Below are 13,920 nucleotides of genomic sequence, written 5' to 3'. Positions count from 1 at the left end.
CATGAGTAAGAATCTACATCTTATCCCCAAAATGCCACTTGGCAAAGACCAAAAATATGATGCTGGAATGGGTTGCTTAACCCTTGCCAAGGCGGGAGCATTTACGGTTGACATAACAAAAAGTGACGGATTGCACGAGGGCGCTCCAGAAAAGTTAGCCCCTTTTAAGCGATTAACCCAAGAACAAGTTTTTGCCATGCCTGATGTTGATGACAGAAAAGTCTATGTAAAAGATCATAAAGAGCGTGACAAAAAAGAGGCCGAATACAACAAAGAGAGAGATGCCTTTAATAAAAAACTTCATGAGGAACTCGCTACATTAAGTTGGTGCTGGGAAACTGTAGGAAATGGCATGGAGGGAAAAACAATGTCTACCAATGATGACTTTGTAAAAGGTTTGCCTAAAGAAGGTGAGAAACAAATCAATTTCCCGGAAATTTTAGTAGGCGGCGGCATGGCTTGGCTAGAAGTATTTACTCAAAACGACCCTGCTACAGGCAAAGTGCCGCATGGAATGTTTGTAAGAGCTGTGGGAATTCCAGAAATTGTGAGAGTCGAATGGACCGATCTAGATTGCAAACCAATAGTAGGAGCCGTAAGTTTCTGTTCGACCGTATTATTAAATATTTACACCAAGGGGCTTTATGGTCAAGATTTGGAAATTGCATTATGGGACAAGGATACCGCAGATCCCGATGATTTATTACCGATTTCTAATAAAGGTCATTTTGTAAGTGAAGCACTCGTATTTAAAACACTTCCAAACGAAATAGATAAAGTAGGAGTCTCTGGCGGGATAAAAATAAATGGAAAATCAGAATCGCACGTGCAAAAAATAAGACTACCCGTTTTGGTAGACATAGCATGGATGCTTACAGCAGGCAAAGAACTCAAAATTTACCCAACGGTAAAATCTAAAGAAACAGGACTTTTTTTAAAGATTCCTAGCAAATGTTTTTTAGCAGTAAACCTAGACGGAGCGTTTCGCCAAACGGTTATTGAACCGACTAACAATCCTTTGCTTGTGGGTAAAGTTGAGACTAATGTGGCAAATTTTGCACCGTGTCAATATACTGCAATAGAACTTATAAATGACAAAGGAGAAATTACAGAATTATACAAACAGGACGATACAAAAAAAACTACCTCAACTATAGAGACCGGTGTAATTGCAGGAAGCAAGAAAAAGAAATACACCATACAAGTTGATAAAAAAAGTAATGTTGCAGAATGCGAGAGAACAAAAACAGAAAACGAAAAAAAAGTAAAAAACAAACACACCAAACAGCTCACGGTTGGCAGTTCTCCCCCGCAGAATGTTACCATATTAAGTCAAACACCTACAAAAGTAGATTTTGAGGCAGGTTTTCAATACGGAGACACAATTGACATATTAAAAAACTATTTTATTTTAACAAATAGTTATGCTCAAAATCATAAATTAAATAAAATAAAATTTAAAGCATCAACATGTAGACATCAACATGATGTTAATATTACTGTTTTACCAGATATTGAATGGGAACTTGCTTTTATAATCGCTACTGGCCCTGGTTTGAGATTCAAAAGTGATAAAATGACTTACAAAAAGCTTGAAGCGGATTTAGGACAATATAAGTTTAAGGGAATTAAGTTAGAAGATACAGGAAACATTATTGAAAAAGGAAGTTTAGGTTATTCTTTGGCTTTAAAATATTCTATTAATTCTGGCAATCATATAAATCAAATTTCATTAGATTTTGTTAAAAATATTGAAAGAATAATTGATACATATAATGGAGTAGTCAAATTTTTAAATTTTTTTAAGGGTAAAGATGAAAATGGCTATTCCGCAGCAATAGAAACAGGGACATTAAAAAAAATAACATTTGACATAGACCCTCCAAGTATTGTATTTCTTTTAAAATGGAAATATAACTATGCGAAATTAAACAATGAAGCAGTATTATGCTATACTGGGGGGGCAGGTTTTAAACCTCTAATTGGAGCTAAAATAAGTATAGATCTTTTGCAAAATTTAGATAAATTTGGAGGATTAGTAGGTTTAGTATTAGAATGGCTTATTAATATTATAAAAAAAATAACAAAAGCAGATCTTTATATAATAGTTGAAGTAGCTTCTAAAATAGATTTTGATATTGGTTTATCATATAATGAAATAGATGGATTTGACCCAAAAACAAAGCAAACAGTTAGTGCCGAGTTGACATTTTCTATAAAAGCTGGAATAAAAAAGAAAGATGTAATTTTTGTAGCAAATACAAAAAGAATTCAAGGTAACGTAATTGACATAGATAAAACTGAGCAAGAATCTTTCAAAATTGAAGGTGTTGTTTCTACGGGTGTTGTTTACAAACAAGAAAATGGATACGACAAAGATAAGGGTAAATTCACTAAAACTGAAATTAAATGGACAGGAGCAGAAATGACTATTACAATTATATTGATTAATAATAATCGTAAAGTTAACGCACCACCTAATTACAAACAAAAATTTACTGTTTTAGATAGGGAAACTTTATATGGACCAGAAACAACTTACCAAAAATAATGATGAGAGTTAAAAGTAAAAATGAGAGTATATTAATTGATGAAATTGGCATAACAACAGAAATAAAATATAAGGACATAGATTCTATACTAATTAGTTCGGATGATGATGCAAATTTTCCAATTGAAATTATTTTTTATTTAACTGAACCAGCAAAATATTATAATTCTAACAATACCATTTTGAGCAAATTTTCCTCTTTTATTATGAATTTATTTAATAAATATTCATTGGAAATTAGGGTAAACACAGTAGAAGACAATGCTAAATTAGTTTTACTTGAATTAAAGAAGAATCTTAATCAAAATAATGAAATTAATGATTTGAATAACATTAGAAATTGGATTGAAATTTCTGCAAATATCAAAATACAAGGGTCAAAATTGATTTACAGCAAGAATAATCTATCACTCAAAGACGTTTTAATAAAGCAAAATAAATTAAAAATATGAAAGAACCATTTTATCAAATAGAATTAAAAACAAGCGGTTGCTCAATAGAATTGGAAATAAATGATATTCCCTTTTTTGGTAATTATCAAGAAGGTGGCATGGCAGTAGATTTACCCATAAATAATTTTATTTTGGAAAGTGGCAAGCAAAAAATTACATTTATTGTTTTACCCTTAGGAAATGATAAAAACATAATTCACGAAGCAACTGTTGAAATAAATATATTTGTAAAAGAAGCGAATATGAGCTACGCAGAAAAAACAACAATTTATACAACAAAAGCACCTTCATTTGAACATAAAAGTTTGCCTATTTTTTCATTCAGTAATTTTTTTGAAGCAATAGTACCTTATAAATTGATGGGATTTAAAAATTCTGTTAGCTTAGAACACGAATCCAAAGTTACTATTTTGAAGGCTTTAGAATTCGAGCAAAACAAAATAATAAAAATACTGCAAACAAAAGATACTGAAGCGTATAAAATATATCATATTGACAGATTAAATGATCAATACAAAAGTTTTTATAAATCGCAAGAAGAAATCAAGGAAGGGGAGGATTCATTTTTTGATGGCATTCCTGAGAAGTTCAAACCTATTGAATTTAAGGATTATAAACTTGAGTTTTATGCGGATTACAAACTTGTAGCTTTAAGAAAAATAAAAGATTCTCCTGGGTTTGTATTTGTGTCAGAAAATGAAAAAGAATATGGATTTACAGAAATGGCGATATATCATCGTAAGACTAATGGAGCACCATTAACTATAATTAGATAATTATCCCAGACGTAGACCATATGAATAAAGGTCATATTACAACAGAAGTACTCGCATTTAAAACACTTCCAAACGAAATGGATAAAGTAGGAGTCTCTGGCGGGATAAAAATAAATGGAAAATCAGAATCACATGTACAAAAAGTAAGAATCCCCGTTTTGGTAAATACTTTATGGATGTTTGCAGCAGGCAAAGAACTCAAAATTTACCCAACAGTAAAATCTAAAGAAACAGGGCTTTTTTTAAAGATTCCTGGCAAATGTTTTTTAGAAGTAAGTTTAGATGGGGTGCTTCACGAGACAGTTATTGAACCGACTAACAATCCTTTGCTTGTGGGGAAAGTTGAAACTAATGTGGCAAATTTTGCACCTTGTCAATATACAGAACTAACACTAATAGATGACAAAGAAAAAATGATTTCCTTGTTTAAAGAAGACAATGTTAAAGTAGATGTTTTAGTCATAGAAACCGGGATAATAGTGGGCAACGAAAAAAAGAAATATACCCTACAAGTAAATCCCGAGAGTATTATTGCAGAATGCACTAGAACTATAATAAAGGCTGGTAAAAAAGAAGAAGACCATCACAAAAAACAACTTGTAGTTGGTAAAAACGCCCCTCATAATGTAACTATTATAAAAGAAACACCCAAAAAAATAGATTTTGAGGCGTGGTTTGATTATGAAAAAGTAAACCTATTCGATTATTTTTTTCTTACAGACCTAAAACTCAAAACATTGCCTAGTCTATTGATAAAGGCAGGAACTTGCAGGCATACTCATGATGTTTATGTTAAGCCCGTGCCGGATATAAAATGGGAAGCATATATATTAGTTATGTCAAAAACTTCCGAAAGTTTTTCACATTCCAATATGCCGAGTAATAAAGACTCCTTTGGAGACCCCATTGTGACTGATGAAAATGGTAAATCAACAAGAAAAAATATTTTTGAAATACATCAAAAAAAGGCTAGAGAAACAGGTGTTTCTGCAAAAAAAATGGCTAAAGATTTTACAGGAGAATTACACCTGAAGGCTTCGACAAATAATGGAGCAAACTATCATGATTTTACAGCTGGAATAGAAGATAAGTTAAATGTAGTGTTAACTAAACTTAGCGATGTTAAAGAAGTATTAGAAACGCTATCTCACAGAAACAAGGTTATAGAAAAAAATGCTCAAAAGACAATTCAAGCACCTGTCGTTCAAAAACTAGCTGGAGAATCACCTGTTTTTATAGAATTTAGCTTTCCTACGGTACGTGTCGGTGGTGGATGGTACTGGGATTTGGATAAAAAAGATGGAAAAATAAAAACCATAGGTAATTTACAATTTGGACTTGAACCATTAATACAAGGTAAGGGAGGTCTAGATTTAGTTGCTGCCGCAGAAAACATACCTCCTGTATTGCCTATTTTAAAGGCATTACGTTATGTAAAAATTGGAGCGCAATGGTTGTGCGATAACACTCCTGTACAGATTAATGCTGAACTTTACTTTAATTTGTACGTTAAAGGTAAAATAGATGTAAGGCAAACTATTGACTTTGTCGACTCTGAGAGAGACAAAACAGATGTTAAAATTTCATTATTAATTGGAATAGAATTAGGCTTTAAAATAAAGGCAACTGTCGAGAAAGTAATTTACACAAAATCAGACAAATCTGGAGGAGAAGAAATAAACAAAGTTGGTTTTGATGGGCAATTATCTGCGGAAGCAGAATGCGGATTAGTAGGTATAGGCACTGGTGGTAGAGATGAAAAAGGAATGTATTTGCAATTTAGTGCAGACTTTACAGGAATTACACTAAAAATAGTTGGAAAACTAAGTGTTTACCAAAAAGGTAAAAAAGCTAAAAATTACGGATTAAATGATAAATTTGACCTAGTTGATTATCATAAAGATGTTTGTAAATCAGATAAAATATATGTACTTTAAAAAAATAACCATCAGTATCATAAGTCTATTCTTTATAAATAGCTGTGCACAGAATTCAAAAAATAATCTTATAATTCAAAAAAAAATGGAAGAAGAAATTATTACTTATCAAAGTAAAAAATATGATAAAATAGAAAAGTTTGACACAAGACCTTTGTATGTATTGCAAGTCAATAAAAATAATTGTAGGGTCTTGGTTTCATGCAATGATATCCCACATTGGTTAACTTTTTTTGACAATACAGGAGAGAGTACACCCATATTCATAAACGATTATATACCAAAATCGGGTAAACAAATTGTAACAATACAAATATATCCTAAAGATGGACAAGAATTTATAGCTGATAATGCCGATGTAGATGTAAAACTAAAATATGCCAAAGACAAAGACGATGGCGTAGATACCTACACAAATTTAGCTCATGTGGAATTGCCCGAAGACATAGGAAGCAAAAAACTACCTTATTTTGTACTCAAAATACCTTTTACTGCAAATGTACCTTGGGATTTTAGCAAAGATTTAGAAACAGCTCAAGATTTATCAAAAGTACATAATATTGAAGAAAAAATAGTAATTAAATATAATGAACTGAGAAGTTTATTAGTCGAAGGAAATTGGTTAAATTTTATGAAAGAAATCGAACAAAGCGATTTAAAATCATGCTCATATCTTTATGCAACTAAACAAGAATTAATAACTGAGGATAAAAGAGAAAATATGGATATAACAAGATTAAAATTAGATGTTAAGAATAGAAAAGTTGATCCTATTGAAAATTATGAAATTGTTTTTTATGCGAATAATAAGCTAGGACTTCTTAGAAATAATAAAGATAAGACAGAAATTCTAAATGTCGAATTTGAAACAGATAATGGGATTGATGGAGCAACTAAACCTATAATTCTTTATATGCCAGCAGGAAGCAATGAACTAAAAGTATGGTAATGCGTTGTTTTTTGGGTATATTTTTCTTTACATTATTTTCGTGTTTGGGTCAATCTATAAATCAAAAAAAAATGGAAGAAGAAATTATTGCATATCAAAGCAAAATGTATGATAAAATAGAAAAATTTGACACAAGACCCTTGTATATACTACAGGTAAACAAAAATAATTGCAGAGTCTTGGTTTCTTGTAATGATATCCCACATTGGACGACGTTTTATGAAAATATAGGCGAAAGCCAAGCAGTATATCTAAACAACTACATACCTAAATCGGGAAGTCAGATTGTAACAATACAAATATACCCTAAAGAAGGACAAGAATATATTGCAGATAATGCAGATGTCGATATAAAACTAAAATTTGCAAAAGATATAGATGATGGTGTAGATGTTTATAAAAACCTTGCTCATGTAGAATTACCCGAAGACATAGGAAGTAAAAAAGCACCTTATTTTGAACTCAAGATACCTTTTACAGCAAATGTTCCATGGGATTTTGGTAAAGATTTAGAAACTGCTCAAGATTTATCTAAAGTTCCTAACATTGAAGAGAAAATAGTAGCTAAGTACAATCAATTAAGAGATTTATTGGTAAATGGGGATGGACTTAGCTTTTTAAAAGAAATAGAATACAGTGATTTGAAGTCTTGTTCTTATTTGTATGCAACCAAAGAAGAATTATTAGTTGAGGATAAAAGAGAAAATATGGATGTAGAACAAGCAAACTTAAACTATACTAATAGAATTATTGAGGAAATAGAAAATTACGAAGTTGTATTTGGATACAACAATAAATTAATATTATTAAGGAGTAAAAAAAATAAAGAATCTCGCATTCGAGTGGAATATGACGCACCTAATGGAAAGGGAAGAGATGGTGTAAGTAAACCCATCACCCTCTATATACCTTCAGGAAGTAATGAACTAAAAGTATGGTAGAAAAAAAACAGTGCCGGATTTCTCAAAAAATAATTTAGAAGAAAAAAAGCCTACTGGATGTGGTTTGATTTTTTGGTTCTTTATATTGGTTTTGGTAGGAATGCTTTTAGTGCTTTTTATCAAGGTTAAATATTTTTTAAATGTAACCCGATGGCACCGATATGTCTCTACGTACGATAGCGCGGATTTGCAATCCGTGCCCACACAGTATAAAAAAATAGAATCGTAGGGGGTATTGCAGGTACTTTTATTAGTAAGCCTGTTATTAGCTATTTATATCAATCAAAACTGACTGCGACTTACGGCCTTTGTAGCTACCAATTTATTACAATCATCTATAACAAAATGATGCTTGATGGATGATATCCTTACCAAACTGGGAGTGAAAGACTAGAAATAGCATCAAAATTTTATAAAAAACCGAAACAATTGTTTCGGTTTTTTTGTGTTCCTTGAAATCAAGAAACAAAACTAAAAAAGATAAAAATTGACTTTAAAAAATTTATTACACCAAATTCTAATCAACTTTATACTTGGGGATTCACTAGACAAAGCAAAATAAAAAATACAAAAAATTAAACTAACACGCTAATATTCAATATATTTACACTAATAACTAAACATCCATTATTAAAATAACAGTACAAATATTCAAAGGCTTTACGACTAATTAATTCTTTGAATCTTAAAACAAGATTACAAGTTTAGGTTGAAAATTATTTAAAGACAAGCAGACTAATTAAATAATAAAACTCATTAAGCGATGTCATTCGAAATGCAGATATTTTCGTTTCTATTTCTGATGCTTGGATCTTTTAAAATTATCGTTCCATTTGTAAAAATCGCTATGAATGCAACTCCAGAACTTACCTCTCAAATTGACTCCGTTTTTACAACCTGCTCTTTTAGGTTATAAAAAAAGACTAAAATGTAAACCTATAAAATAAAAAATTATGGATCAGCAAACAGTAAGTTACTTTAAATCGAAACCAAAAACAATTGAAGAACGCTTCGCAGAAGGCAAAGCCCTGCGCGATAAATTTCCGCGAAAGGAACAAGGAGATTACAAAGCCAATCCTAACCGTACCGATCCTATTTCTATTTTAGAAGAACAAGGAAAAACCCGTCTCACGGAACTTGTGCCAATCCGATATGCCAGAATGCTCACTTCGCCTTTTGCTTTCCTTCGAGGAGCTGCTGCGATAATGGCAGCTGATCTTGCTGCTGGTCCTAAACCAACCGGAATAAATGTACAGGCATGTGGCGACATGCATGTGGCCAACTTTGGTTTATTTGCATCAGCGGAACGCAACCTGATTTTCGGTATCAATGATTTTGACGAAACCTTACCAGGACCGTGGGAATGGGATATAAAACGACTTGTTGCAAGTATTGTTGCATCGGGAAGATTCCTAGGGGCTAAAAAGAATTTATGTACCCGGAGTGTTTTGGCAGCGGTTAGTTCGTATAAAAAAAACATGAGGGATTATGCCTCAATGGGACACATTGAATTGGTTTACGCCACCATGACCGAAAAGGATCTTCAGCAAAAGCTACCTCCCTCAGTACAAAAAGGACTAAAAAAGATTACTGACAAAGCCCGTCAACGAACCCATTTTCAAGTACTGGATAAACTCGCAAATATAGTGGATGATAAATATCGCTTACGGGATGATGCTCCTTTTATTGTGCACGAAACCCATACAAAATCAGGCAGACCACTTGATGAAGCGTTGGGACTATTTCTCGAATCTTATATGCTTTCTCTTGCTGATGACCGTAAAGCTTTGCTCAAACAATATCGCATTGTTGATGTGGCACGTAAAGTTGTTGGTGTAGGGAGTGTAGGAACACGATGCTGGATTGTCTTTCTTTTAGGAAACAATTCTGAGGATCCCTTGTTTCTACAAATAAAAGAAGCACAACCCTCTGTTTTCGAACCTTATCTTTCGAAGTCTGCTTATTCAAATCACGGACATCGTGTTGTCGCTGGACAACGATTATTACAAGCCTCCCCTGACATTTTTATAGGTTGGGGAGAGCTCGATGGGATTCATTTTTATGTGCGTCAGTTGCGGGATATGAAAGGTGGCGTTGAGTTTGATCCTGCTAAAATAAACATTGATAACTATCCTGAATACTGCAAGCTATGTGGAGAGGCTTTAGCATTGGCTCATGCCAAATCAGGTAGTGCCGCTATGATTTCCGGTTATCTTGGAAAAAGTGATGAATTTGACGAAGCTATGGTTCGCTTTGCTTTTGCGTATGCGGATCAGACCGAACAAGATTATCAAGCACTAGAGGCTGCAACAGCGAGTGGAAGAATTAAAGTTGCGCGATCAGAATCCTAAAAGTTTTAATTTAAATGGATTCCAAATCGTCCATTTTTAACTAGATTTGGTTATAATCTAAAAATCTCTACTTAATCTTACATTCCTTAAATGGTTGTCTTCTAACGTAACAGCAAAAAATAAAATTTAAACCATATAAGAAATATAAGTTTCTTTAAGACTATCCAAAGAAAACTTAAATGAACTTATATTTCTTATATGGTTGTTTTTCGTTACACGTAGCAAATTTATTTTATCCTACTCCAACCCTATTGTTTGTTGAACTCAACTCTTAAAAACAAAGCGTAATTGTTTAGGAGCTGTTTTTTTAACAAAAAAATAACATAACAGTTGTATATACAAATATAAATACAACTACATTTGTACCAACAAATAAGACACCTACAAATATGAAGATTGAAGATGCGTTAAAAAGTACGGTTGATTATAGTAAATCAACAAGCGCCATTTTGAATGTCTTGTACACGCAAAATGTCATCTCTGATAGTTTTAATGAAATCATAAAACGCTATGATATTTCAGGAGAACAATACAATGTATTACGAATATTGAGAGGGCAAAAAGGATGTCCTGCCAATATGTGCATAATACAGGAGAGAATGCTTGCCAAGACGAGCAATACGACACGATTAGTCGATAAATTATTACTGAAAGATTTGGTTACCCGTAATGTTTGCCCAGAAAACAGAAGAAAAATTGAAGTTTTAATTACACAAAAAGGACTGGATTTATTAACTGAACTGGATCCAAAAGTAAGAGAACATGAAGATTTTTTTGCAAAAAATTTAAATACCGAAGAATTAGAACAACTGAATACCCTATTAGAAAAATACAGAACTAAATAAATATAATACTATTATGAGCAATTTCTTAAACCATCAAAATTGGAGATACGCAACAAAGAAATTTGATGCCACTAAAAAAGTTTCAACAGAAGACTTAAATACATTAAAAGAAGCGATTCGTATGAGTTCATCTTCTTACGGATTACAACCATACAAAGTTATTATCGTCGAAAATCCTGAATTAAGAGCACAATTACAACCGGCTGCTTGGGGACAATCACAAATAGTAGAGGCTTCACATTTATTCATTTTTGCCAATGACACCAATCTTGGAGATGATGCAATAGATGAATATTTGAATACAATAAGCATCACTAGAGAAACTCCAATTGAAGCATTGACGGGATATGGTGACTTCATGAAATCTAAAATTTCGACTTTGGAACCAGCAATCAAGAATATTTGGGCATCAAAACAAACTTATTTAGCTTTAGGTAATTTATTGAATGCTGCGGCCGAACTTAAAATTGATGTAACTCCTATGGAAGGATTTATTCCTGCACAAGTCAACGAAATATTAGGATTAGACAAACTAAACCTTAATGCTTCTCTTATTGCAACTGTTGGATACCGTCACGAAGAAGATGCTACTCAATTTTACAAAAAAGTTAGAAAATCACAAGAAGACCTATTTATCACTTTATAATAATTACTAATTCAAATCATTTTAAACAAATTACACTTTAAACAAATTACATATGAAAAATTTAAAATCAATTGCCTTAGCATTCGTAGTAGCTTTATCTACATTATCTGTAACTGCACAAACTAAACAAGTTGACGCTTCTAAAAGTACCATTAACTGGGTTGGAAAAAAAGTAACAGGGGAACATTCAGGAACTGTAGCCTTAAAAAGTGGCGCTTTAGTTTTTAAAAATAATGCATTAACTGGAGGAACTTTCACGGTGGATATGACAACTTTAACAGCTACCGATTTGACTGGAGAATACCAAGGTAAATTAAACGGTCACTTGAAAGCAGATGATTTCTTTGGAACTGATAAATTCCCAACTTCAACTTTAGTTTTCAAAACTATTGCCTCAAAAGGAAATGACGTATATACTGTTACTGCTGATTTAACAATCAAAGGAAAAACAAATCCAATTACTTTTGACATCACAACAAAAGGAAATAATGCTACAACAGCATTGAAAATTGATAGAACTAAATACGATATTAAATACGGTTCAAAAAGTTTCTTCGAAGGTCTTGGAGACAAAACTATCTATGATGATTTTGACTTAGCAGTAAACTTAAAATTCTAATTTTAGAAAAACATTATTAAAAAGCACCCTCAGCATTATTTGTTGAGGGTGCTTTTTTTATGGTAACAATCGACACCACTAACAACCTAATGCTTTTGTGATAAACAAGAGCCTTTTTTTTTTGTCATTATAATGCATCGTAATCCTCTCCCTTTCTTCTTCAAAAAGTATTGATTGTACATCCTTAACTCAAAGGTTACAAATAGATAATATTCAGAATATACTCCACAAACATTCTAATAGTACTTTTGAAAAAAAACAAAAGAGCCCAAAAAGAGTAGCTTCAATAACCTACAATCATTATCGTTATGAAAAAAAAAGTATTAGTTGCAATTATTAGTCTTTCTATATTTACAACTGTAAATGCGCAACAAATAAAAGGAATAACCGGAGAGAATAACTGGTTCAGTAATTGGACTAATTTCAAGCCATCGACTACAGATTACAATGATGCCAGTCAATTATTAACCGGTACCATAAGCACCAACCTAAAACTTACCAAAAGCAACACGTACCGCCTAGTTGGCATCGTGTACGTAACCAATAATGCCGTTTTGACAATTGAGCCAGGTACGGTAATACGCGGAGACAAAGAGACTTGTGGTACACTTGTGATAACCAAAGGTTCAAAAATTATGGCTGAGGGTTCGGCAACAGACCCGATAGTTTTTACTTCAAATAATAACATTTCCGAAAGAAGACCTGGAGATTGGGGCGGAATTGTAATTCTTGGAGAAGCCCCTATAAATAAAATAGGTGGAGTGAGTTATTTGGACTTTAATTTTGATCCTACCGTTAGCTACTATGGAGGTCAAGATATAAATAACAATTCCGGAATTATAAAATATGTTCGTATCGAATATGCAGGCAGAAAAATAAATGCGCTTAAAGAACTAAACGGATTATCGCTGGCTGGAGTTGGAAAAAATACGAAAATTGAATTTATCCAAATTAGTTTTTCTAATGACGACTCTTTTGAGTGCTACGGAGGAGAAGTGAATTTTAATAATTTAATTTCATACCGAGCAACCGATGATGATTTTGATTTTACTCAAGGCGCTCAATGCAATATTGCCAATAGTATTGCCATCCGAAATCCTTATTCTTCAGACATATCAGGTTCCCGTTGTTTTGAAATTGACTCTTATGATAAGATCGAGAATGCAGATGTATCTAAAAAATTAACCAAAATAATAGCCAATAACATCACTTTAGTAAACACCGAAGACAACAATCAAGGCTTAGTTAGAGAAGCCGTTTACATTAAAGAAAAAAGTTATTTTACTTTAAACAATAGCATCGTTGATGGTTTTAGCCCTTGCGTTTTACTCGAAAATAAAATAGGTGCAAACCCATCAAACTTAGCAAAAATCAACATTCTAGGATTACAAATAAACAGATGTAACGGGTTGGTTCTAAGCGAAACTGCCACTAACAACCCCGATTTACTAAATTGGTATAATGGCGATACCTTTTCATTAGAATTTACAGCGTTCAATAATACCGAATTATTTTTTCAATCAGACATAAAAAAATCTCCCGATTTTAGAAAAAAAATCAATAACGTAGTAACAAGTAGTTATTAACACCATTATCCATAGAAATACCTACACCATTTAACACAAACGAGCTAATCACATAGCTCGTTTTTTTTTGTTATTTCCCCAAACAACTTCGGGCATTTTAATAAATAAAAAACCTACATCATAAATATTGAATAGAAACGAATTGAATTACAAAATTTTAAACTAACTTTATGCATCGGTTAACAACCTCAATATAAGATACAAGTGTACAATTCAAAACGATTTCATTAATCTTGAATAACAAAATGGAATCAACCCAAAATTATT

At 32.3% G+C, this 13,920-nt stretch carries 12 protein-coding genes; all 12 read left to right on the top strand.

Translation table 11 applies throughout. The features are described 5' to 3' along the window. The first annotated feature begins 1 nt into the window (after position 1). The 12 genes from FNW52_RS07020 to FNW52_RS06970 all read left to right on the top strand — a co-directional run bounded on the left by FNW52_RS07020 (position 2) and on the right by FNW52_RS06970 (position 13,653). Entirely contained in the window at positions 2 to 2,551 is a 2,550-nt protein-coding gene (locus tag FNW52_RS07020; protein ID WP_143376751.1) for a hypothetical protein, read from the top strand. Next, on the top strand, positions 2,551 to 3,003 hold the full coding sequence (locus FNW52_RS07015) for a hypothetical protein (RefSeq protein ID WP_143376750.1): 453 nt from the start codon (positions 2,551 to 2,553) through the stop codon (positions 3,001 to 3,003). Before FNW52_RS07020 ends, FNW52_RS07015 begins: the two co-directional genes overlap by 1 nt. Then, complete coding sequence (locus FNW52_RS07010; protein ID WP_143376749.1) at positions 3,000 to 3,779, top strand: hypothetical protein; 780 nt, start codon at positions 3,000 to 3,002, stop codon at positions 3,777 to 3,779. Before FNW52_RS07015 ends, FNW52_RS07010 begins: the two co-directional genes overlap by 4 nt. A gap of 176 nt (positions 3,780 to 3,955) precedes the next feature. Then, on the top strand, positions 3,956 to 5,716 hold the full coding sequence (locus tag FNW52_RS07005) for a hypothetical protein (protein WP_143376748.1): 1,761 nt from the start codon (positions 3,956 to 3,958) through the stop codon (positions 5,714 to 5,716). 85 nt (positions 5,717 to 5,801) lie between these two features. Further along, entirely contained in the window at positions 5,802 to 6,665 is an 864-nt protein-coding gene (locus FNW52_RS07000) for a hypothetical protein (RefSeq protein ID WP_143376747.1), read from the top strand. 71 nt (positions 6,666 to 6,736) lie between these two features. After that, positions 6,737 to 7,606: a hypothetical protein gene (locus FNW52_RS06995; protein WP_143376746.1), complete on the top strand. Its 870-nt coding sequence runs from the start codon at positions 6,737 to 6,739 to the stop codon at positions 7,604 to 7,606. A gap of 763 nt (positions 7,607 to 8,369) precedes the next feature. After that, positions 8,370 to 8,522, top strand: a complete 153-nt coding sequence (locus FNW52_RS20700; protein ID WP_185965932.1) for a hypothetical protein — start codon at positions 8,370 to 8,372, stop codon at positions 8,520 to 8,522. A gap of 37 nt (positions 8,523 to 8,559) precedes the next feature. Then, on the top strand, positions 8,560 to 9,957 hold the full coding sequence (locus FNW52_RS06990; protein ID WP_143376745.1) for a DUF2252 domain-containing protein: 1,398 nt from the start codon (positions 8,560 to 8,562) through the stop codon (positions 9,955 to 9,957). Between the two features lie 389 nt (positions 9,958 to 10,346). After that, positions 10,347 to 10,802 carry a MarR family winged helix-turn-helix transcriptional regulator gene (locus FNW52_RS06985; RefSeq protein ID WP_143376744.1) on the top strand — a complete coding sequence of 152 codons (456 nt, stop codon included), beginning with the start codon at positions 10,347 to 10,349 and terminating at the stop codon, positions 10,800 to 10,802. Between the two features lie 13 nt (positions 10,803 to 10,815). After that, the gene (locus FNW52_RS06980; RefSeq protein ID WP_143376743.1) at positions 10,816 to 11,448 is read left to right on the top strand and encodes an NAD(P)H-dependent oxidoreductase; all 633 of its coding nucleotides are present in this window, start codon (positions 10,816 to 10,818) and stop codon (positions 11,446 to 11,448) included. Positions 11,449 to 11,500: 52 nt separating this feature from the next. Next, a complete protein-coding gene (locus tag FNW52_RS06975; RefSeq protein WP_143376742.1) occupies positions 11,501 to 12,067 on the top strand; it encodes a YceI family protein in 567 nt (188 codons plus the stop codon). A gap of 308 nt (positions 12,068 to 12,375) precedes the next feature. After that, positions 12,376 to 13,653 carry a hypothetical protein gene (locus tag FNW52_RS06970; protein WP_143376741.1) on the top strand — a complete coding sequence of 426 codons (1,278 nt, stop codon included), beginning with the start codon at positions 12,376 to 12,378 and terminating at the stop codon, positions 13,651 to 13,653. Positions 13,654 to 13,920 lie beyond the last annotated feature (267 nt).

This window comes from Flavobacterium sp. ZT3R18, from assembly GCF_007097385.1.
GTDB lineage: Bacteria > Bacteroidota > Bacteroidia > Flavobacteriales > Flavobacteriaceae > Flavobacterium.
This window is presented reverse-complemented; position numbering and strand designations above follow the sequence as displayed.